The 20,557-nt window shown below is 67.5% G+C and carries 21 protein-coding genes and 1 tRNA gene; 5 read left to right on the top strand and 17 right to left on the bottom strand.

What is annotated here, in order from left to right; translation table 11 throughout:
- Window positions 1-63: 63 nt before the first annotated feature.
- Both LIX60_RS30680 and LIX60_RS30675 read right to left on the bottom strand, forming a co-directional pair.
- Entirely contained in the window at window positions 64-975 is a 912-nt protein-coding gene (locus tag LIX60_RS30680; protein ID WP_227963012.1) for a DUF5677 domain-containing protein, read from the bottom strand.
- A 370-nt stretch (window positions 976-1,345) separates the two neighbouring features.
- Window positions 1,346-3,841, bottom strand: coding sequence for an NACHT domain-containing NTPase (locus LIX60_RS30675; RefSeq protein ID WP_227963011.1), 2,496 nt, complete (start codon window positions 3,839-3,841; stop codon window positions 1,346-1,348).
- Between the two features lie 609 nt (window positions 3,842-4,450).
- Between LIX60_RS30675 and LIX60_RS30670 the strand changes: the two genes are divergently transcribed.
- The 5 genes from LIX60_RS30670 to LIX60_RS30650 all read left to right on the top strand — a co-directional run bounded on the left by LIX60_RS30670 (window position 4,451) and on the right by LIX60_RS30650 (window position 9,049).
- Window positions 4,451-5,362: a hypothetical protein gene (locus tag LIX60_RS30670; RefSeq protein ID WP_227963010.1), complete on the top strand. Its 912-nt coding sequence runs from the start codon at window positions 4,451-4,453 to the stop codon at window positions 5,360-5,362.
- Window positions 5,359-5,664: a hypothetical protein gene (locus tag LIX60_RS30665; protein ID WP_227963009.1), complete on the top strand. Its 306-nt coding sequence runs from the start codon at window positions 5,359-5,361 to the stop codon at window positions 5,662-5,664. Before LIX60_RS30670 ends, LIX60_RS30665 begins: the two co-directional genes overlap by 4 nt.
- 221 nt (window positions 5,665-5,885) lie before the next feature.
- Window positions 5,886-7,028 carry a hypothetical protein gene (locus LIX60_RS30660; RefSeq protein WP_227963008.1) on the top strand — a complete coding sequence of 381 codons (1,143 nt, stop codon included), beginning with the start codon at window positions 5,886-5,888 and terminating at the stop codon, window positions 7,026-7,028.
- Entirely contained in the window at window positions 7,025-7,516 is a 492-nt protein-coding gene (locus tag LIX60_RS30655) for a hypothetical protein (RefSeq protein ID WP_227963007.1), read from the top strand. Before LIX60_RS30660 ends, LIX60_RS30655 begins: the two co-directional genes overlap by 4 nt.
- A gap of 78 nt (window positions 7,517-7,594) precedes the next feature.
- Window positions 7,595-9,049: a hypothetical protein gene (locus tag LIX60_RS30650; protein WP_227963006.1), complete on the top strand. Its 1,455-nt coding sequence runs from the start codon at window positions 7,595-7,597 to the stop codon at window positions 9,047-9,049.
- Between the two features lie 32 nt (window positions 9,050-9,081).
- On the opposite strand, the gene LIX60_RS30645 is transcribed toward LIX60_RS30650, so the two are convergent.
- From LIX60_RS30645 to LIX60_RS30575, 15 genes are all read right to left on the bottom strand, one after another.
- Window positions 9,082-9,279 (bottom strand): hypothetical protein, encoded by a 198-nt coding sequence (locus tag LIX60_RS30645; protein WP_227963005.1) that lies wholly within the window; start codon window positions 9,277-9,279, stop codon window positions 9,082-9,084.
- Between the two features lie 101 nt (window positions 9,280-9,380).
- Window positions 9,381-9,914, bottom strand: coding sequence for a single-stranded DNA-binding protein (locus tag LIX60_RS30640; protein WP_227963004.1), 534 nt, complete (start codon window positions 9,912-9,914; stop codon window positions 9,381-9,383).
- A gap of 94 nt (window positions 9,915-10,008) precedes the next feature.
- Window positions 10,009-10,082: transfer RNA gene (locus LIX60_RS30635), tRNA-Ile, on the bottom strand.
- 205 nt (window positions 10,083-10,287) lie between these two features.
- On the bottom strand, window positions 10,288-10,572 hold the full coding sequence (locus LIX60_RS30630) for a DUF3263 domain-containing protein (RefSeq protein ID WP_019712076.1): 285 nt from the start codon (window positions 10,570-10,572) through the stop codon (window positions 10,288-10,290).
- Between the two features lie 163 nt (window positions 10,573-10,735).
- The gene (locus tag LIX60_RS30625; protein WP_227963003.1) at window positions 10,736-11,200 is read right to left on the bottom strand and encodes a hypothetical protein; all 465 of its coding nucleotides are present in this window, start codon (window positions 11,198-11,200) and stop codon (window positions 10,736-10,738) included.
- Between the two features lie 145 nt (window positions 11,201-11,345).
- On the bottom strand, window positions 11,346-12,893 hold the full coding sequence (locus tag LIX60_RS30620) for a ParB N-terminal domain-containing protein (protein ID WP_227963002.1): 1,548 nt from the start codon (window positions 12,891-12,893) through the stop codon (window positions 11,346-11,348).
- Window positions 12,894-13,014: 121 nt separating this feature from the next.
- Window positions 13,015-13,560 (bottom strand): hypothetical protein, encoded by a 546-nt coding sequence (locus LIX60_RS30615; RefSeq protein WP_227963001.1) that lies wholly within the window; start codon window positions 13,558-13,560, stop codon window positions 13,015-13,017.
- A 72-nt stretch (window positions 13,561-13,632) separates the two neighbouring features.
- Window positions 13,633-14,019, bottom strand: a complete 387-nt coding sequence (locus tag LIX60_RS30610) for a hypothetical protein (RefSeq protein WP_227963000.1) — start codon at window positions 14,017-14,019, stop codon at window positions 13,633-13,635.
- A gap of 27 nt (window positions 14,020-14,046) precedes the next feature.
- The gene (locus LIX60_RS30605) at window positions 14,047-14,487 is read right to left on the bottom strand and encodes a hypothetical protein (RefSeq protein WP_227962999.1); all 441 of its coding nucleotides are present in this window, start codon (window positions 14,485-14,487) and stop codon (window positions 14,047-14,049) included.
- Between the two features lie 292 nt (window positions 14,488-14,779).
- On the bottom strand, window positions 14,780-15,109 hold the full coding sequence (locus LIX60_RS30600; RefSeq protein WP_227962998.1) for a hypothetical protein: 330 nt from the start codon (window positions 15,107-15,109) through the stop codon (window positions 14,780-14,782).
- 601 nt (window positions 15,110-15,710) lie between these two features.
- Complete coding sequence (locus LIX60_RS30595; protein WP_227962997.1) at window positions 15,711-15,986, bottom strand: hypothetical protein; 276 nt, start codon at window positions 15,984-15,986, stop codon at window positions 15,711-15,713.
- Between the two features lie 135 nt (window positions 15,987-16,121).
- Window positions 16,122-16,598 carry a hypothetical protein gene (locus LIX60_RS30590; RefSeq protein WP_227962996.1) on the bottom strand — a complete coding sequence of 159 codons (477 nt, stop codon included), beginning with the start codon at window positions 16,596-16,598 and terminating at the stop codon, window positions 16,122-16,124.
- A gap of 226 nt (window positions 16,599-16,824) precedes the next feature.
- A complete protein-coding gene (locus LIX60_RS30585) occupies window positions 16,825-17,280 on the bottom strand; it encodes a hypothetical protein (RefSeq protein ID WP_227962995.1) in 456 nt (151 codons plus the stop codon).
- A 180-nt stretch (window positions 17,281-17,460) separates the two neighbouring features.
- On the bottom strand, window positions 17,461-18,648 hold the full coding sequence (locus LIX60_RS30580; RefSeq protein WP_227962994.1) for a DUF932 domain-containing protein: 1,188 nt from the start codon (window positions 18,646-18,648) through the stop codon (window positions 17,461-17,463).
- Window positions 18,649-19,452: 804 nt separating this feature from the next.
- Window positions 19,453-19,830 carry a hypothetical protein gene (locus LIX60_RS30575; protein ID WP_019712089.1) on the bottom strand — a complete coding sequence of 126 codons (378 nt, stop codon included), beginning with the start codon at window positions 19,828-19,830 and terminating at the stop codon, window positions 19,453-19,455.
- Window positions 19,831-20,557 lie beyond the last annotated feature (727 nt).

Here is a 20,557-nt window from a genome sequence, read left to right as displayed (position 1 = left end):
CCTGCAGAGTCGAAAGCCGGGGTGTCATCCGCACCGAGCATGGCGTGTCCTGGGGCCCGGCCCTTACGCAGGAACTTCCTCCGCAGTCCAAGGACGAGGCGGAAGGTTGGGCCCACCGCTCAGGGCGCTCACCTCACGCAACCACCTGGCCACACGCTCGGGCGACGCCGGGATATTCGGCAGTTCGAGCCAGAGGCGTAAGAAGAACATGACCGTGAACAGAACGGATTCGACGCTGGACCGGTCGTTCTCCGTAACAGCCTGCTCCACCCACCCCTCTTCGCTGCCACGGAACATGTTCGCAATCAGGGCACTGGGAGCCGCGTGAGCCTGCTCCGACCAGACTCGGAACAAAATATTGTACTGGTGGGCGCGCATGGGATCCGACGACAGCTTGGCGAGTTCGGCAGTGTCCTTCCGGCACCAGCTCGACACCCACCTCACTGAGCCGTCCGCCTTCGGCTTTCCCCGGAAAACACTGAAGTCGTTCGCCAGGTGATGATCCACCATCGCGACCAACTGAGCGTCGAAAGAATGCCCCTTCTCCTGTTGGTAGGAAGCCTTCCTCTGCTGGGCGAGCAGCATCTGAAGCAGACCGAACCGGGCGAACAATAGAGTCCCCTCCTCACGGTCCTCCATCGCGCCCAGGTACTCCATGTTCACCAGTAGCTCGAACAGTTGACGGGTCACACCGACCGCAGACTCCCAGTGGCCCTGCTCCAGCAGAGTCCGGACCGCCCTCACGCTGTTGGCGCCACGCATCAAGATCTCGATGTCGAAGCGGACAAGCTGATCAGCGGCGTTCGGCGTCGACTGCACGGTCTGCTCGGCCGCCACCGCGATCTCGCCCAGCAGCTTGAAGAGCGGGCCCAGCCGGCCCTTTGGGGACGCCGAGTGCTGCACCTGGGGGTTCCCCGACACCTGCGCACCGGGACGCTTCCCCTGGTTCTTCTTCCGCTTCTTACTCTGCGCCATGTCCGCACCATAGCCAACCTAGTCAAGGGATTGCTCGGCATTTTCCACCACCGTGACGCCAGCACTACGGAGAATTAACAGTCCAAAACGGCAATGGAATTAGCCAAGGCCTTGGCTGTACTTGCATCGAATCATTTGTCGCCTTGATAAGGGAATCGCCCGCCTGTTTGTTTCCGCCTGTCTCCGTATGGCAGACACAGCTCTTCAGGATAACTGCCTTCCGCAGCTTGAGCGTTTTCCGACCTCACGGTGACGCGTGGTGAAAGACGAGGACGGCACGTCAACAAATTACTGCTACCACCGTATGGGGGGCGGGTACGTGCCCAACCGGGCAGGATCACTCGGCGCCTGACGTCACCGCGAAGAGCCGTTACCGCTCGCGGTCTGGGTCGCGTTGGCGAACCAACTCCAAGGTAATGGGGTCGAGTTCGGTGGCGTACTTCAGACAGGAGAAGGACAGCCGGTGCAGTTGTTCGCGGTGAGATTCCTCATGGTCACCTCGGTTCACAAGGGCCGACAGCAAGTCGGCACGTTCGCGGGGTCGGGCATGGCCGATGGCCATTCTGATCACGTCCTCCCACCGGTCCTGAGTGGCCATCGCACCGAGCATTCCGAAGTCAGCGGCCTCAACTGCGGCTCGGGCGCTCAGGTAGTCCTGGAAGCCGCGGTGGATGAACTCCACCCGGTCGACAGCAGGTTCCCGTAGAAGTCCGCTCCGGATGAGCAAGTGCCGCAGGACCTCTCGGGGATCACCGCGGTAGGAGAGGGCCGGCATAGCCGCCAGAACTGGCTGCAGGAGCTGCGAGGCGGTGGCGGCGCTGGTCTCGGATCGGTTGTTGCGAAGCAGCCAGTACGCCAGCGTCTGGAGTAACTGCACGCTCTCGTGCTCGGTGAGCTGGATCCCCTCCACGGCGTCGATCCCGCGCTCGGCATCCCGCCGTACGAGCAGCATGGATAGGGCTGCCTCGTACAGGCTCATCACGTCCCGCGGCAGCACGCCGCGGCGGTCTCGGTTCAGGGCGCAGATCATGGAGCAGAGCAGTGGCGTGGTGGCCAGAGCTGTCAGGTTCTGGTCATGCCTCACCGCGTCGAGGACAGACTTCTCCAGACCGATCAGGGCTTGGTGCTCGTGTTCGTCCGCCTCCGATCGGGCGGCGGCATGCCACAGGGCGATGGAGTTCGCGACGTCCTGTGCGCTCATCGGCCGCAGCACAAGGTGGCGGAAGCCGACGCTATCCAGCCAGTCCAACGGGACCGCGGACCTACGTGTGGTCACCACGTAGCAGCCGCGGGGATAGGCCGCCAGCGTTTCCTCCAGCCACCGCTGGGCCAGGGTGCGTTGCTCGGGCGCGATCTCGTCGACACCGTCCACCAGCACCAGCGCACGTCCGTGCTCGAACACGTGATGAGCCCATCCCTCGGGCTGCGCACCGGCCAGGGGGCAGCCCATCGCGGCGAGCAAGTCCTCCGGGCGGGGAAAGGAGCTGCGGGACGCTAGAGAGCGCAGCGGGAGGACGAACGGCACGCTGCCGTTCAGGTGCTCAAGCAGGCTTGGCAGGGATTGCCGCGCGGCGTTGACCGCCAACCACTGGAGAAGTGTGGTCTTGCCGGAGCCCGCGTCTCCCGTCACCACTGTGCGCTGCCGCCCGGCAAGGGCTTGTTCCACCCGTTCGACCGTTCCTGGCGCGGCGCCAGTCACCTCTAGGCTCATGTAGCTCAAATCCAGGGACCAACGGGTGTGACGTGGGTCTCCGAAGTCCATACCGAAGATCGTTAGCTCCCCGTGACGCTGGGTCACATAGGCGCGGTAGCGGTCCTCGAACTCGGCTTCTTCGCTGGTCGGAGGGTTATGCGGAGTTGTACGGGACAACACCGTGCCGGGGATGACATTCCCGGAGTTTGGTGGCAGGTCGGCGCTGGCCTCCGCGATCCGTTCCTCGGCGGCCTGGAGGACATTGCTGCCGGTGTCCAGCACGGTCTGGGCCTTGCGCAAGGCTTCGGCGTAGTCGCGCATGAACATGTCGTCCGGGTCGGGTGCGGCCGGGGTGCCGGTGGTGTCGAGCCCGTCCGGTTCCTCGCTGGTCACGGCCGACGTGCCATTGGGTCCGTTGTGCCCGGCTCGCACCCGGTCGAGCTCGTCCTGGAGCCGGCGGGCCACACGGCGGGCCTCGTCCGCCACGCGCAGCGCCTCGTCCCGCTCGTGTTCGGCGCGACGCAGCGCCTCCTGGGTGGAGTCGCGGTGCCCTTTGGCTTCCTGCAGTCGGTCTTCGACAGCGGTGAGCGCAGCGGCATCCGGGCCGAGTTCGGCGAGGAGCCGGTTCCGGTCCTGTGTGAGATCACCAATCTTCGTGAACAGCTGTCCCAGCATGCTTAGCAGCAGCGTCACGAGGTGCTCGGCCCGTACCCGGGCTTGATCGCTATCCGCCTGTGCCTGCCGCAGGCGATCGATCTGCTGATACGCCGCGATGACCCGGTCCTTGGCCTCGAACAGCTCCCGGCTGGCTCCCCTCGCCTCCTGTTCCACGGGGGTCGGGTTTGCATGGGCGGCCTCCCACAGGGGCCTGACCCGCTCTAACTTCCGCCGTTGGGCGGGCTCGTCATCCGGGGTGCAGACATCGGCCACAGCCTCGATGAACGCCCAGGTGAGATCCTTGCCCCCGCAGAAGTCGTACAGCTTGCGCTGGGCAGGGACGGCACTGTCCGGAAAATGGTCGGCGGTCAGCCGACCGTGCAATACCGCGACGGTGATTCCGGCGTCGTCCAACCAGGTGCGAAGCGCCGTGGCGATCTCGTTCAGCTCTTGACTGGCACCGCGCAGTGCGGCCCATGGCCGACCCGCGCGACGCGGCTCCAGCAACTCGCCCACTCTTGGCCCGCCCCCTGGTTAGTCCCGGAACAACCCGGTGTTGTCCGCGCGACAACATCCAACCTGTTCCGGGTGTGGAGTCACAGCGAGATGGTCGAACTGCGCTCCAGTCTAAGAGCAGTTCCTACACCTTCGGGAGGCCCGTCATGTCCGACCGCGAGACTCACCGTCTCACCGTGCTCCGCGCCGCTGCCGCTGGGATTCTCTCCGGCATCGCCCGTGCGGTCAGTTCCTGGGTGATCGCCCACTTTTTCGATCACTAGCAGTCCGCAGGTTCTGATAGCCGGACTTACCGATATCAGCATCCGCCACCGTGTCTGGCCACTCCTACGTTCTCTAGCGAGTTCTGTGTTGTTGCAGGCGATTACGCCTGGCTGTTGCAGAGACGCACACGGGTCGCCGACACGCTGGAGCGGCTGCAGGCCCACGCTGAAGCTGGCAGCGCCAGCGCCCTGACCCTGGCGGCCGACTTGCTGCACGCGAGAAGCTTGGGGTCAGGATGAGGTCCGCTGGGGCATGTGACGGGTGTCACAAAAGGTTAGTGCTGCTATGGATCGCGGCCGTCGCCGATAGGTGTACCTGTTGGAACGACCAGGAGGCGCACCCAGCGTGAACCCCTTCTTGCCACCCGAAAAGCCAGAGGTGTTGGCACCCCCGTCATCGGTCGGTTACGAGACCTTGTGGGTAATCGAGCGGCTCGCCATGCCAGCCGGTGGCCCGGAGCTGTCGGATAGGTACCTGTTCGCGGCGCCTGATGGAGCTGTGCGCACAAGTCGGCGCGCCAAAGAGCTTGATCGCCCCGTGGACCGGTCAGACCTGCCTGAAAACCCCGCAATGGTGCCATATCAGGAAGTTCCGGTACGCGGAGCGCCTAAGGAGGAGATCCTTCGAGGGGCAGCCGAGCTCCGTGGGTTGCGTCAGCCTGAGATCGTCGAGGCTTTGAACGCCCGCGACTTGGCGCTGCGGGGCGAGAACGACTGGGTTGACCGCTTTGGTTCCAGGGTGTTGGTGCTGAACCGCAGCGACCGGTGGCGCCATGCGGTCTCCACCGCCCTCCTCGGCGACTGGGTTGCCCCGCTGGCGCACGGGCGCTTGGGGCCCGACGCGCTCAATGTGCTGAAGGCGGAAGCTCAGCGTATTTACCGGCAGGAGCGCCCGCTGTGGGAACGCGGCACTCGCAAGGGGCGCCTGCTGTCCATGGACGCGCCCCTCGGTAACGGCCTGAGCCTGTACGACCTCGTCCAGGCCCACGGTGATCCTTGTGAACTCGTGATCCGCAACACGATCACCGACGTCCGCCTCATCTCCTTGCTGAGTTCGCTGGAGCCCGAGGAGACCGCCGTGTTGCTTGCCCTGGCGGAAGGGGCGGGTCTCACCTGGACCGAGGCGGCCGTGTCAGCCGGTTCCGACGCCCCAGCTGTCCTCGGCGAGCGAGTCCGCCGGAAGGTACGACGCCTGGTAAGCGAGCAGGAGCGTCGTGTCGCTCTGCGGGTGCAGCAGATTGAGGAGGCCTCGCGGTGAACATCCTTCTCGACTCCGTGCCGGAAATCGTCGGCGGCCTAGTTGTCACGGGTCTTGCCGTGGTCGGAGGCTGGTTGGCCAAGCGTCGCGTAGCCCGTAGAAACGCAGATGCTGCGGTTCGTCGCTACACCGTGCTCAACCTGGTCGATCCCACCGGGCAGCCGTTCATTCACAGCACCACGTATCGTGCGGGCTCGATCGTCAACCTGAATCTCGGCACCGGCCAGACGGAGCGGGTCAGGCTGACCGATGCGCTGCTTCCTGACGGGACATACGCAGCTGAGGCGGTGGATCGCTACTAGAAGCCCACCCGCTGACACCTAGCCCTTCCGTCCGGGGTCCACGCCAACTGGTGTGGGCCCCCGATTCAATCGTCGACTGCGCCGAGGACGCTCGCCTGCCTTGCCAAGCTCCTGGACGTCGACCCCGGAGCGATGCAGAAGAACCAGGCATTCCGCAGCATGTTCCTTGCCTCCGGCGTCCCCGTCGCCCAGGCACCTTCCTGACGGCCCGTCCGCAAGGCTTGCTCGACGGCGAGCCGTGGACGAAGAACATCGCCTACGGCGATGTCAAGAAGCTGGTGAGGACGCTGTCGACCGCGTGCTTCCTGCTGGTGGCTTACCTGACCGGCTGCCGCCCCGGGGAGGCGGTCAACCTGCGGCGCGGCTGCCTGCGCCGGGACAAGGTGACGAAGCTGTGGGAGGTCCACGGTCGCAAATGGAAGAACGCCCGCGACAAGAACGGCGCCAAGATCCCCGAGGGGCAGTTCCGCGATGAGCCGTGGATCGCCCCGGACCTAGTTGCCACGGCGATCGGCGTTCAAGAACGCCTTCACGACGCCGATGTCCTGTTTCCCGTCTGGCTGGTGGCGGACGAGCGCGACCAGCATGAGGGCGGCGGGGCCCGCACCCTCGCCTCGATCAACAAGGACCTGAACCGCTTCATCGCCTGGGTGAACGTCTTCTGCGGTCGGCATGGCCGCAGTGACGTGATCCCAGTCGATCCGAAGAGTCTGACGAGCTCACGCCTGCGGCGCACGCTGGCCTGGTTCATCTGCCGCCGCCCGCGCGGGATGATCGCCGCGGCGATCCAGTACGGGCATCTGCGGGTCCAGATCACCCAGGGCTATGCCGGCACCTACGCCTCGGGTTTCCCCGACGACCTCGCGTTCGAGCGGTGGCTGACCCGGCTGGAGGACCTGCAGGACGCCGACCGGCGCCTAAAGGCCGGCGAGCATGTCAGCGGCCCGGCCGCCGGGACTTACCGGTCGCGGGTGAGCGGAGGGGCGAGGAAGTTCGCCGGGCGGGTCCTGCGGACCGGGGCGGAGGCGAGGCACGTGATGGCGAACGCCTCATTGCAGATCTACCCCGGCAAGGGAATGACCTGTGTCTTCGCCGCCGCGACGGCACGCTGTGAGCTGGAGCCCTCCCTCGATGACGCGCGGGTGACGCCGGACACCGAGGGCTGTCATCCGGCCTGCGGCAACATCTGCCGCACCGAGGAGAACATCGACGAACTGCGGGCCGAGGCAGCTGAGTTGCGGATCATGGTCGCTGATGGGGCGAGCCCGTCGATCCGCTGGGAACGTGAACGCCGCCGCCTGGCCTACTTGGACCGGCTCATCGGCGAGCACGAGTGCGGACGCCAGGCAGGGGACGCGAAGTGACGGCCGAGCAGGAGCCGCCGCAGGAATTGCGCCTCGCGCTGCGGACGGCCGCCGACCGGCTGCTGGCCGGCATCCCGCTGCACTCCTCGGGCAAGCTCACCATCCTCGACCTGGCAGAGGAGGCCCAGGTCAAGAGGTGGCTGCTGACACACAAGTATCCGACCACGCTCATGGCCAAGTACCAGGCGGAGTTCAAGGCCGCCCGGCACAAGAGCGAGCCGGTCAAGAAGGCCGAAGCCGAGATCGACAAGCTTCGCGACGACCTGGCCAAGGCCCGCAAGGAGAAGCGGCAGCTGGCAGACCTGCTGGGCACCTACGCGGTCATGATCGAGCAGTTGGCCCGGGAGCGGGCTGAAGCGATCGCCGAACGCGACGAGGCCCTGGTCGCCCGGGACGCTGCGCTGGGCGTCACCGCCCTGAATCCACCACCGCAGCGGGCCGTTCCCGCCGGACGGGCCCACCGCCCACTCCCGAGGGGGCGACGGTGACCGCAGCCGCCAGGCGCTGACGTTGGCCGATCGGAAAATGTACTTTCCGCCCATGACGGGTGGCTTACCCTCGCGGGCATGAGCATGAGCAGTGGAGACCTGGAGCCTCGACCGACCGGTGGCGAGATCACCCCGAGCCAAGCCGAGACGGCAATGGCGGGGTTGCAGTCCTTCGAGTCCCTGATCTTGGACATCCTCGGCAAGTCCGGGCTGCCGACAGAAGGCATCCTGGTCGGCGTCGAGCAGAGGCATGTGCTGATGGAGAGCACGAGCTTTGCCCTCACGCGGCTGCCCGCCGAGCAGCGTGGGCAGGCCAACTACATCTCGAAGATGATCATCGCGGGGTCCGTCGGCCTCTTCGATGCAGCTCTGAACTACCTCTGGGACGAGACGGTCCTTGAGCTGCGCAAGCGCGTCGTCAACTTCGACCTGCAGTACTTCTATGAGGTCGCCGAGAAGAGTGACAACAAGCGCAAGGATCTCAAGGACGAGGACGACCTTCCCAAGCTCGACGACCAGAAGCTCCTCGGCGGCTGTCGCGAGATCGGCCTCATCAGCGACATCGGCTTCCAGGAACTCGACCTCATCCGCTACATGCGCAACTGGGCGAGCGCGGCGCACCCCAACCAGGTCGAGCTGGACGGCCTCCAGCTGGCCAACTGGCTGTCGACCTGCATCAGGCACGTCATCACCCTGCCTTACGACCACATCACCGCCCAGGTCCACAGGCTCCTGGTGAAGGTCAGGGAGAAGCGTCTCGACGACCAGGCGATCAGGGAGATCACCGCCTTCTTTGTGAACCTGCCGCCTGTCCAGGCCGACCCGCTCGCCTCCGGACTCTTCGGTCGCTACACCGACTTGACGACCGGACCGGAAACCCTGGACAACATCCGACGCCTCTGGGCGGAGCTCTGGCCGAAGGTCTCCGACGAGACGCGCTACAACTTCGGGTTCCGCCTGGGCCGCTTCCGTGCCAACGGCGACCAGGACCAGGCAGTCCTCGCTCGCCAGCTCATCGATCTCGTCGCGGGCGCGACCTACCTGCCGTCTGAGGAACGGGCCTGGGAGCTCGACGGGGCCCTCAACGACCTGATCGATGCCCACAACGGTTGGAGCAACTTTTACACCGAGCCACCGATCGCCCGCCGCCTCCAGGAACTCGTCGGCCAGCAAGGCGACATCCCCGAGGGCCTCACTCGGAAGTACGTTCTAGGCATTGTCGAGGTGTTCCTGACCAACGGCAATGGCGTCGCCATCAACGCTGATCCGATCTACCGCGACCTGATCGCGCGATTCAATCCGCAGCAGGCGTCCGTCGCACTGCGGTCGTTCACGGACACCGCGATCGCCAGCAAACTGCAGCAGACGCTTCCCCAGACACAGTGGCCCGAACTCCTCGAACTGATCGAAAGCAAGCTGACCGCCCGCAATGATCGAGAGCTTCTGGAAGCGATCCGTGTCTTTCCCACGAAGCCCAACCTGCTGGCGAGGGACCCTGGGATCAAGGTCCAGCTGAAGCACTTCAGCGGCTGATACATCCCAAAATCGCAACACGAGCAGACTGGCTAGAGAACGTCCCCGGTGGCCATGTGCAGCACGACAGTGCGTTGCAGATCCACTCCGTGGATGGCCGGGTTCTCCAGCATCTTGGCGAGGTAACTGGAGCAGTCTCGCGCCAGCCCGCAGTTGATGAACAGCTCTGCCCTGCCCAGACGGGGAAGGAGCGACGGCAGCGACTGCTGCTCCGCGGGCACGGTGACCACATCCTTCTTCTGTCCTGCATGTCGAGTCCGCCGGGCGGGCTGGGCGCTTCGGGGCGAGGCGGTACGGCCGGGCCTGGGCGTGAAGGGACGGCGCTCCCAACTCAGCCGAGGTGGAAGACTGCAGGGTCGGTAGTGACGCGGGCGGCGGTCTGGGCGAACCCCGGCCAGCTGCTGCGCCGCGCCTGGTGCCACCAGTCAGGGGTGCCGCCGGGCGGCGGGAGTCCGGGGTTCTCTGCGTTCTGAGGCTGGGCTGGCTCAAGGCGCAGCGTGGTCTGCGGGGCGGCGGCTAGAGGGCTGGGCAAGGCGGACTCGGTGTAGGCGATCCGGTCGCGCAGGCTCACGCCGAGGTCGTCGACACTGATGTGCACGGCCTCGCCGTCGGTCCGGGTGATCCGGCCGAGGACGAGGATGCCAACGCCGTCGACCAGGGATTCCATCACGTGTTCGGCCGCCTTGCGCCATACGGTGCAGATGTGCCGTTGTAGGGGGCCATCCCGCCAGGCGCGAGTCCGGGCGTCCCACACCCGTGGGGTACTGACCACCCGGAAGCGGGCGACCGGGATGTCTTGGTGGTAGCGGAATTCGGGGTCGCCGGTGACGGTCCCGCTGAACGCGACGATGGGCTCGCCGGGCATGACGGACCTCTTCCTTCGAGCGGAGAGCAGGTTGAGCGCGGAGACGTCGGTGCATCCGCGCAGCCGCGAACGCGGGCAGCGAGAAGCGGAAGCGTGGTGCTGGCGGGGTTCGAACCCGCGACCTCAGGACTTATAAGATCCGCGCTCTCCCAGCTGAGCTACAGCACCGGGGTGGGCCGCGCCCTCTTGGAGGGAGAGAGGGCGCGGCCCGGGAGGCAGCCGGGATCCCGAGGGAGGGGGAGGATTCCGGCTGCTGGTCGGGGAGATGCAGGGTGCCCCGTCGCGGTCAGACGGCAGAGTCGTTCTGGGCTGCGATGTCAAGTAATATAATAGTGGAAGATGCGGGATGGTCAATCCCCCCTCCCACCTGTGCTCACGGTGGATCCTGGCCTTCGCGTAGAGCTCGACGCCGCTCACGGATGCGACGCAGCCGATTGACCGTCACCGGATCGTGGGCCAAGGCGCGCTCGTCGTCCAGGAGAGCGTTGAGGATCTGGAAATAGGCGGTGGGCGACATCCCCAGCTGCTCCCGGATGGCCCGGTCCCGTGGTCCGGGGGAAGCAAAAGGAGTCCGCGCCAGGCGCAGGATCTCCCGCTCTCGCGGCCCCAGTTCCGGCGCGGGCTGCTTTTTCTCGGGCGGGTCGGAGGGGTGCGGCATGACGGGGTCTCCTCGGTGGGCGTACCCCCTCCGCTGCGGCGTCGGGCGGCGTGAAGGTGGAGTGACTGCGGCTTGGCCGGCGAGTGCGACAGCAGCGGCCTCTCCCCCAGGGGCTGTCCGTACGGCGCTGCGCCGCAGGGGCAGCCCTGGAGGGAGGGGTATGTCAGGACCTGTTGTCGGAGGCGCCACGAACCTCGCAGCAGGCTGCGGGGATGCCCGTCACCTCGTGACGCGTGACGTCCGGGGCGATGACCCCGCCGCGCTCGCGCAGCTTCGTGGTGGACTTCTCGGTCAGGAGGACGGTGGCGTAGGTGCGCGTGCGTGCGCGCTCGGTTTCCGTGACCTGGCCTTCCAGTCCTTCATAGCGCTTGGGCTTGATTTCCGTGATCCGGACGTGGGCGCCTGTGGTGACGGCGGCGGCTCGCAGGGTCCTCAGGGTGCTGAGCCGCTGCTTGCCCGCGCTGAAGATCTTGTGCACTTCCTCCTGGCTGGCCTGGTTGAGGATGAAGTTGAGCGCGTCGTCGAGCTTGCCGGGCATGGTGAATCCTCCTGGAGTGGTCAGGGAGGGGGTGCCGCGGATGGCTGCGGCCGGATAAGTTAATAATAGTGGAACACGGCTGAGAGGCAATCCCCTCTTGACCTGCGGAAACGAACGCAATGGGAGGGAGAGGGGGAGCTGCCCGCGTGGAGGTCGGTTCCACGCGGGCAGCCGAGCGGCGCAGATGCCGGCCCAGGGCTCAGGATGGGAGGGTCGGGGAGCCTGCCGGAGGAGATCAGGCCGCCGCCTTCCTCCCTTCTTCCCCGGCCCCGCCAGTGGCCACCGGCGGTTCGGGGTCCGGCGGCCGGTGCGGTGCCACGGCCTGCTGCTCGACCTCGGAGAGGGTGTATCCCTGCTCCTCCAGCCACAGCAGCCACCGGGCCTGTGAAGGGTTCAGGCGCACCCACGCCTTGGGCTCGCGCAGGTCCCACTCGTACGCGGCGGCGACCAGGGCGAACAGGGCGTTGCCCTCCCTGGGCTTGCCCGTCCGCTCGACCGCCTCGGGCAGGGCCTCCTTCTTCGTCCCGAGGAACCGGGCCACATCGTCCTTCTCGTCCTTCCAGGACCAGGCCCGGTAGAAGTACGGCCCGGTCATCACGACGTGCAAGGCCATACGCCTCGTGGCGTCCGGCACTGCCTTGCCCCGGGCCATGGCCGTGATGAAGTCCTTGCGGACCTCCCGCGCCGCGCGCCACATCTTGTTGCCCTCGCGGACCCGCGCGGCCTCCGCCTTCTCCCGCTCGCTCTTGGGGTTCTTCGGTGCCCGCGCCTCCGGCCGGACCTTGTGCCCGTGCTGCTCCGGGTCCGTGCAGTGCCACACCGCCCGGTGCTCGTCGTCCAGCCGGGCACTGTGGCCGGGGCATCCGCTGTGGTTGGCCTCAGTCAGCGGGTGCCCGAGCCGGGTGGTCAGCTCCGACAGCGGCCGGGACGTGTCCTTCGGGCCCCAGTCGTAGGTGGGCTTCGGCGGGAGCAGCGGGATTTTCGCGTCGGCCAGGGCCTGCTCAGCCTTCTGCCGCGCCTGGTGGTCGGCCAGCTCCTGCCGGAGCAGCGCCATCGTCTGATTCCAGTGGCCCCGGCCGCCCTTGCCCTCGGCCTCGTCCTGCGCCTTGGCCTTCTCCAGCCGGTCCTGAGCGCGGGGTACGTCCTCGACCTCGTGGAGGTCGGCCATCTGTTCCAGGTCCATCCCCTGGGCCGTGGCCCGGCGCAGCGCGTGGTCATCGAGCTGGGACGCCTGGCGCGCACGGGTCAGCGCGCCGCGAGGTAGGTTCAGCGCCCGGGTGGCCTTGGCCTGCTCCCCGGGATCCAGCTCCAGGAGCAGCACCTCGTAGTTGCGCGCGGTGTCGCGGGCGGTTATGCCCTGGCGGTGGGAGTTCTCGATCTGCGAGAGCAGCCGCGTCAGACCGTTCCTGCCGACCAGGTCCTCGCGGATGATCGCGGGGATGGTCCGCTGAGGGCGGCCGTCCTTCTCGGCGCTGGCGTTGGCGGCCTGCTGGGCCTGGGAGCGCCGCCAGCCCTTGAAGACGCCGTACCGGCCACCGGGCTTGGGGCGGACGTGCACGGCATCCTGGACCCCGAGTTCCCTGACCGAGGCCAGAAGTTCCGGGTCGGGCTCGGTGTCCGTCTCACGGGCGTTGCTCTCGTCCCGGTCGAGCAGGGCAGGGTCGAGCTGGACGATCTGCGGCTCCGGTTCGGCTGCGGGGGCCGCCGTCACGGCGGGCGGCTCCGGGGCGGCCTGGGGTCCGGCTTTCTTGGCTGCTGGGCGGGTCTGCGTCTTCGCGGACACGTATGCCTCCTGGCTGGCTGTTCGGCGTTGCCGGGCGTCACCCCGACAACGTTGATAATAGTGGAATTATGGGGGAGGGGAAGCCCTTGCCGACCTGCGGAAATCCCCTCCCCGAGAGCCGTTAGTGCCAGCCGGGCAGTTCGGCCAGGAAACCGAACAAGGCTTCCGCCTCCACTGGACTGACCCTCTTCAAGGTCAGGTCCACGTAATCCCCCTTGCTGGAAACCTCGGCCAGAGCGCAGGCCACTGTGCCTCCGTCCCAGCCGCGGCGGCGTTTCAGATCCTCGTGGCCACTGTGTCCGGTGCCCGGGAAGACGGCAGCCAGACGGCGGGCGATAGCCTCTCGCTGCTCCGCCTGGCGCGCCACGCGATTCCGCGCCTCCTGCTGCTCCTCGAACTTCGGCAGCAGCTCGTGGTGGATGAAGTCGGCGATGGCGGCCGCGTCGCTCTGGAGCGGCATGTGCATCCAGGGACCGACTTCGCTGCCCTTGGTCATACGCAGCTCAAGGGTCCAGTCAGCCGCAACGGACAGCGTGATGGCACGCCCGTGATCGTCACGGATCAGAACGTGGTCACCTCCGCCCTCCGCGTGGCATCCGGGGCCCATCAACTGGGCCACGGTGGAAGCCGGCAGATCGCTGGCGGTCTGGATCAGCCTTTCGTGCATTGGAGTTCTCCTGTCTTGGACTGGCGGCGGACGGGTTGCTCGGGGTCTCCGGGGCGGGGCCGGTCGTTTGTGTCAGGGCAGTCGACGGGCGTCGAGAGCGCGGATCTCCGGGGTCTTTTCGGGGAAGGAGCACCACACGCCTCCCATGGCCCCGGGCTGGGTGAAGTAGCGCACGATGCGGGCACGGTCCGAACCTCCCGGCTCACTGTGGGATGCCTGGTACCAGTAGCCGGCCACGTTGAAAAGGACCGTGTCGGCAGGCCACCACCGCTCGGCGGAGGCGGTGAAGCTGCCCGGTCGCACGGCAGCCAGCTCCCGGCCGGTGCCCGGGTCGGCCAGTACGTACCGCCCTTCGTGCGCGAGGTCGGGCAGCAGCAGGTACCCCGGCCCCCAGTGGTCGGTGAGACTGCCGTGATAGGTCACCAAGGATCCGATGACAGGCTCATCGGCGGCGGACATGACCGCTCCTTCCTCCCTCGGGTCCGGTCACCGCCCCTTGCGGGTACGGGAGAGATCGACCGCCAACGCGGCCACGGCGGTGATCAGGGAAGCGGTGTCCCCGCCGAACGGAGCGGGGGACTGGTCGCTGGAGTCGTAAACGGACTGCGGTGCGGACCTGGTGCGGCGCGCCGTTAACCACGCCTGCCAACTGGCGTGTTCGTGCGTCGGGTGGCACAGCTGTGCGGTACGGCCGTCCCGTGAGGTCCCGCTGATGTGGAGCCTCATGCCGCGGGGCAGGCGGAGCTGGATGTACTCCTCGCCGGGGGGATTGACGATCCGGTAGCGCCATCCCCGCAGTGCGAGCGCCATGCCGAGCGCGTATCCGGCCGTGTCTGGAGGCGGGATGCGCGGGACCGGGGCCGCAGCTTCCTGAGGGGCGATGTGCTGGGCGCCGCCCGGCGGGCGGCGGGGGCCGGTGTTGTCCATGGCAGTTCCCTCGGCGGTTCGAAGAGGCGGTCATCGGGGGGCGCGGCGTGGGTGCCGGGGTGTGCAACGACGGCAGCAGTAGACGAGGCGGTCGGGGCCGCGTAGACGGGGGATGGTGTTCACCGGGACCGTCCCGGGGCAGCCGCAGTACAGGCACCGGCGGTCAACGAGAGGCGGGCATCCGGCAGCGGAATCGGGCAGGTCGTTGTACGCATGGCTGCGGGGGCGGCGGTGTCTCATGACCTCTCCTCGGGAGGGGGCGCGCCGGACCGGGAGCCCGGCGCACCCGGGTCTACCGGCCACGGATGACGTGCGGGTCCGTGCGGAGGACTGCCAGAGTGGCGCGGACGGCGGCCCGGGTCCTGCCGGACGGCTGCTTCCGGCCGAGTCCAGTGGCGGCCTGGTTGATGACGGCGTCGGCGACGTCCTCGCGGTGGCCGTCCCGGAAGAGGCGGAGCGCTACGGCGGTTGCCAGCCGGGACCGGTTGAAGCTCTCCGCCTCCTCGCCGGTGGCTTCGGGCAGGAAATGGCGGGCCACCGGGGGTAGTTCGGGCGGTGCGGGCAGCCAGTGAATGTAGATCACACGTGCGGGGCGCGGGCGGCGCCGGAGAATGCGCAGCATGGGAACCTCCTTCGACATCCATAATAGTGGAAGATGTTTGGCTGTGAACCCCCCTCCCACCAGCAGCTTTGCTCAGAACTCCGTGAACAGCTCTTCGAGATCACCGGGCCACGGGCACTCGTTCTCACACCACTCGAAGAACCTGGCACAGCTGCACTTGTCGGCTCGCGCCGTGATCTCAACAGGCGTGAACGCGTGGCGGTCCAGCGACCGGCCCCGCCGAAGTAGACCCAGGTCCAGTGAAGGTTGTAACTGCTCCTGGCTGTGCGAACAGGACCGTAGACGGTACCGAGCGTGTCACCCGGGAAACGAAACCGGTCTCCAAGCATCAGCTCGTGGATATAGGCGCTATCCGTCTCCGGCACTTCCCCCTCCCATCTCTCATCAGCATCAGGAAATGCCCAACGCGGGAGCCAGCGTGAGCCGTTCGCGACCCAGACCCCAGGCCATCCACAGGAAATCGCCGGTGATCGGCACGGACTTCACGGGCGGCGGTCCCCCGGCGCTCGGGCCCCGGGGGCGGCGTGCGGGGCGGCGGGGTTGCTGCACCCCTGTTCGGCGCACCAGTGCATGCCGGCAAAACTGACGCCGCCCCAGGCGGTCAGCGCCGCGGCCGCCAAACCGCGGGCCAGTGCGTTGAACGCCGCTGTGCAGTGCTTGCCGCCGAACAGCAGATCGTCGCCGTCGAACCCACGACCGGAGCGGCTGTGTGCGCCACGGCGGCGAGTATCTCCGGGTCCAGGTCGCCCAGCTCCTCGATGTGCAGCGGCACCGCAGCGGACAGAGCGACGGCCAGGTCGTCGGGAATGGCGGACTCCGAGGGCAGACGGCCCTGTGGTTCTGGATCCTCGGGAAAACGGGCACGGTGGGGGTGCATAGCGACTCCTAGGCTGGCTTGGCGCCGGCGGCCGCCGCTGAACAGCAGCGGGCCCTGGACACGGTGGGCGCGGGCCGGGTGGCGCACCTGAAGCAGTTCCGCCGCCCAGCGGTACCGGAGAGGCGGGACGGGGCCTCAGGTCAGCGGCGGCGGCCCGAGTGGGACACCGGCGGCGTAGGTGACGCCGTACTCGGGCGGCAACCGTTCGCCGCCCAGACCGGTGCAGGCGGCCTTGAAGACCTCTGCTTCGGAGATCGGGACGAGCCAGTTCTCCCGCAGCAGCCAGCCCCGGACCGTCGTACCTGTGTTTGTGATCGTCCGCATGAGCACACAGGCGGTGGTCACCGGCGTGGCGCCGAACGCGGCGCAGAACACCGCGTGAACGTCCCGGAGCCCTTCCGAACACCACTCCAGGGCGGTCAATCCGGTCTCGTCATCACGGCTGATGGAGAACGGGCAGACGGAGCGGAGCGCAGTGTTCCCGGCCTCGTGCGCTACGGCACAGATCAGATGAGAACCCGGACCCGCGGCACGGATCAGCTGGGTGAGGGCTTCCAGCGCTCGCCGTTCTGCGGCCCTCAAGGTGGCGTCATCGGGATGGTATTCCGGCATGGCTTCCTCCTCTGTGGCGCGGCGGGGGGGCGTCGTCAGGCAGTGCAGCGGCCATGGCCCTGTCCGGTCGGGCCGGCCGTCCGGACGGGGCTGGGCACAGCTGGGGTCGGCGGGGCGCACGACGGCCGCAGCGCGGCGGCCGTGCTGCCCGGGCGTACCGCGTGGCCCTAGGCAGGGACGGCCCTCGGCCGCCGCCCCGGGGTGCCCGGGGCGGCGGCCGGTCACCTCAGACCAGCGGCGGCGGCCCGAGCGGCGCGCCAGCGGCGTAGGTGACGCCGTACTCCGGTGGTTGCACGTCACCATCCGGACCAGTGCAAGCGGCGTCGAAGATCTCTCCCTCGGAGAGCGGCGTAAGCCACTGTCCCTGAAGGCGCCAACCCTGGACCCTTGATCCCTCCTCCGTAAGGGTCCGGACGAGCACACCGGCGCCGATCACCGGTGCTACGCCGAATGCGGCGCGGAACACCACAACGACATCGACAGCCTTCTCCGGGCAGTAGCGCACCCTGTCTTCGCGGTCCACCGAGACCGTGCAACTGGCGTGGTACGCGCTGCCTTCGCCCTCCACCGCGACAACGGAGATCTGATGAGAACCCCGGCCCGCAGTGCGGACCAGCCGCGTGAAGGCTTTGACTGCTCGGTGCCCTGCGGGATCGGCGAAGGCGGAATCGAGTTCCGGCATGGCATCCTCCATGGCTTCCCCGTCGTTGGGGGAGCGGATAGCTGGCATTGACCGGCGTCGGCCGACTCAGACCGACCGGCTGACGGCGGGCACGCCGTGGGCGGCCACGGCGTGCCCCAGAAGAGCGGTGGGCCGGGAGTGCCGCACCCCTGGGCAGGGATGCGGCACCCGGTCACCGGCCTAGGAAGCGTGCGCGGCGGCCGCCCGGAGCGCGGGCAGTGCCTGGGTCTCCAGATCGTGCGCCGCGTCGGCGTCGGGGATCGTCTGCGCGACGGACGTCACCGCCTGCATGACGCCTCCGGCGGTGGTCTGTCCACCCTTGATGAAGTGGGCGAAGATCTCCTGACGGACCTGTTCCGCCATACCGAGCCCCTTGGTGACGACCTCGACCGTCTTCTGCGGGTCCTTGATCTCCCGTCCTGCGTCCCGCTCGATCTCCCGCAGCTTGGTCTCGACGTACTCCGGGTTGAGGAACTGCCGGACCGCGTCGGCGGTCTTGGACGTGATCACTTCGAGGATCTTCTGCTGGGTGGCGTCCGACCACCGGACCACGCCCTCCTCGTGCCTGCCTCCCAGATGGACGGACCGCATGACGTCCTGGGACATAGTGAGCCCGTTCTCACACACCCGGACCACCGCACGCGGCGTGAGGGTGTAGGCACCGGCTCCGACTTCGCTGTTGGTGATCACGAACCCGGCCGACACCATCGGCAGCTCCTCGCCGGACTGGCCGGTGAACGGCGACCGGTACCCGCGCAGCAGTTCGCGGGCCCGGACCTCGACCGCTTCGGACTCCACGCGCACGATCATGCGGCGGTCGGTGAGGTCGCACCCGGTGATCCGGACCGGATGCCCGGCGTCCTGCACCCCCTGAAGGGTCGCGGCGAGGATGTCCTCGTGGTCGATCTGCTTGTAACTGGGCGACAGGAACGCACGCGCCACGCCAGCACCCGGGTTCCTGTCCGGGCCTTCCTCACCCTTGAACGCGCGCACCATGAACGTGCGGTCGGGGGCCGCCTCCAGCCATGCCGAGACGTTCAGGTCGTACAGGTCCGGAAGTTCGGCGCGCATCCGGCGCAGGTACCCGGCCGGGATGCCCAGCTTGGCAGCGATCCCCTCGTCGGCAACGGTCGTGGGCCGGTAAGCGCCGTCGACGATCGTCACGCCGTCCGCGCTCACCACAGGGTCCACCCCGCTGACCACGAGGTTTCCACCCTGCGCGGTGAGGTTCGACGCGGACGCGACCATGTCCAGCTTCCGGCCCCGCTGATCGGCCAGAACGGCGAGCAGATCGGACAGTTCCGCGTTACGGGTGCCGGTGTGGGGGGCGCGTTCGGTGGCGCCGCCTTCGGCGGTCTGCTGAGTCATGCTCTCCCTCTCGTTGGTGTTCGGCGGTTGTCCGGGCGTCACCCCGAACAACTTCAATAATAGTGGAATTTGATGGGGTGGCAATCCCTCATCTGACCAGGGGATTCCCTCTCGGGGCGCGGCCCTTGCGCCGACACAGCGAAACGGCCGGCGCCTGGACACACAGGTGCCCGGGGGCGGCCAGTCGGCCACCCCCGGGCGCTGCCCTCACAGCAGCGTCACGCTCTGGGGTCGCACCTGGGACAGAACGGGCCTACCCGGCCCGGGGAACGTCTTGTGCAGCGCATACCGGGTGTCCGTACGCCCGGATGCGTCCGTTCCGTGTGTGACCTCGGTGACGTAGAACCTCTCACCCCACCGGGGCAGATAGGACCCGTGGTACTCGACCGCCCGCCCCAACTCCGGGGCGCTGCTGCGCGTTCTGGAAGTGAACGACTCCACGGAGTCCAGTAGGCGCCCCGTGGACGTGCTGGACAGTGGGGTGCCCCGAAGGTCGGAGACTGCGGCGGCCCTGGCGGCTGCTGCCCAACCAAGATCGAATGCGCGGGCGAGAACCCGGGCGGCGTCCAGAGGAATCCTGCGGCCGTGGCGCGCCAGTAGTGCGCTGCGCAGAATGGAGAACTCCCGCCTACTACGCTGCCTTTCCTGGAAGGATACAGGCGCGCTTGTAGGCTCCGGCGACTTCCCATGCTCCGTGAAACTGTGACCGTACATTGTCTTGTCCTCGCTCACGACTTCTCCCGTGTTGGCTTTTCCGGTTCCGGACGGGGCCCGCCCCTATCGGGGCGGGCCATTGAACGGAGGTCAGGAGAGAAATCCTCGGGAACGGAGGAGTTCACCGACCATGAGCGCGATTCCCTTGGGCTTGTAGGACTCCCACCGGGCGATTTGTACGGGATTCACCGGCTCCGGGTCTTCGGGGGGAGTGATCCTCTCGTGAATCACCCGGACGCTGTCCCCAAGATTGGCGGGCATTTCCAGGATGACCGCACCCGCGCGAGTCTCGAACCGAATGCCCGTGTACGGCGCATCGGCGTTGTGCACGATCTTGGCACCGGCGCGAACACAGTTGAGCGGCAGTTCGTTTGCGATGGTGCGGGCCTTGATGGCTTGAGGGGTGTTCGGGGCGGAAACCCCGCCGTCAACTTTCCGAACGATTCCGTTACGGATCTCGATTTCCACGCTTGGCCTTTCCGTTGGATTTCGGCGTATGCCGGGACGTCACTCCCGAACGCCTCAATAATAGTGGAACATTCCCCGCTTGGGAACACCTGAGGCGGCGGCGAGTCGAAACACCTTCAGGGGCATAATGTGCAACAAAAGCCGGAACAAAATGGGAGACAACAACGGCAACAGCCGCACTCGACGCACCGAGGGATTTGCCCTGCTCAATGGACAACTACCTACGCCCGACAGGCTCTGACTTCCCCTCTGCGCGCACCGTTCGCCAATGCGGGCGGAACGGGCGGGCGCTCCGGGAAACCACGGCCGGGGGCCGCATCGGGCCTCCGGCCAGGCACAGGACGCGGCGCACATCGGCGCACGCTCCATGCCGGTGAGGGGATGCCGCATTACCGCCAACGCTACATAGTGCATCAATCTGATGCACTCGCCACACTGGAACCCGCACGGAACGAGCGACCCTCACCCCTCGTAGCCAGCCCGGGCCCGCGCCAGCGGGCCCCAAGGTTCTGGAGGCGTAGCCGGAGGGACCGTCAGGCGGGGGAGCGCAGCGGACCCGCCCAGGAGTGCGGAGCACTCCCCAACTCCCGTACTGGAGGCCCGACTAGCCGCACCTGACTCCCCGCCAGCCACGACCGCGCGATGCGCGGCCAGCCGGGCGCGCAGCGGCCGGCCTCACCGGTCCCTGGAGCGCAGCGGAGGGGACCGCCCTCGCATCGCGAGGGCC

Origin of the sequence: Streptomyces sp. S07_1.15 (assembly GCF_020739505.1) — a bacterium.
In the GTDB taxonomy this organism is placed as follows: Bacteria; Actinomycetota; Actinomycetes; order Streptomycetales; family Streptomycetaceae; genus Streptomyces; species Streptomyces xinghaiensis.
The sequence above is the reverse complement of the archived record's forward strand: the minus strand, read 5'-3'. Positions and strand labels throughout refer to the sequence as shown.

Bases quoted from the DNA above. Each gene is read 5' to 3' on its own strand.
- LIX60_RS30650 (WP_227963006.1), top strand. From the start codon at position 7,595: ATGAGCATGAGCAGTGGAGACCTGGAGCCTCGACCGACCGGTGGCGAG.
- LIX60_RS30615 (WP_227963001.1), bottom strand. From the start codon at position 13,560: ATGCACGAAAGGCTGATCCAGACCGCCAGCGATCTGCCGGCTTCCACC.
- LIX60_RS30580 (WP_227962994.1), bottom strand. From the start codon at position 18,648: ATGACTCAGCAGACCGCCGAAGGCGGCGCCACCGAACGCGCCCCCCAC.
- LIX60_RS30640 (WP_227963004.1), bottom strand. From the start codon at position 9,914: ATGCCCGGCGAGCCCATCGTCGCGTTCAGCGGGACCGTCACCGGCGAC.
- LIX60_RS30610 (WP_227963000.1), bottom strand. From the start codon at position 14,019: ATGTCCGCCGCCGATGAGCCTGTCATCGGATCCTTGGTGACCTATCAC.
- LIX60_RS30680 (WP_227963012.1), bottom strand. From the start codon at position 975: ATGGCGCAGAGTAAGAAGCGGAAGAAGAACCAGGGGAAGCGTCCCGGT.
- LIX60_RS30600 (WP_227962998.1), bottom strand. From the start codon at position 15,109: ATGCTGCGCATTCTCCGGCGCCGCCCGCGCCCCGCACGTGTGATCTAC.
- LIX60_RS30630 (WP_019712076.1), bottom strand. From the start codon at position 10,572: ATGCCGCACCCCTCCGACCCGCCCGAGAAAAAGCAGCCCGCGCCGGAA.
- LIX60_RS30605 (WP_227962999.1), bottom strand. From the start codon at position 14,487: ATGGACAACACCGGCCCCCGCCGCCCGCCGGGCGGCGCCCAGCACATC.
- LIX60_RS30595 (WP_227962997.1), bottom strand. From the start codon at position 15,986: ATGCACCCCCACCGTGCCCGTTTTCCCGAGGATCCAGAACCACAGGGC.
- LIX60_RS30590 (WP_227962996.1), bottom strand. From the start codon at position 16,598: ATGCCGGAATACCATCCCGATGACGCCACCTTGAGGGCCGCAGAACGG.
- LIX60_RS30585 (WP_227962995.1), bottom strand. From the start codon at position 17,280: ATGCCGGAACTCGATTCCGCCTTCGCCGATCCCGCAGGGCACCGAGCA.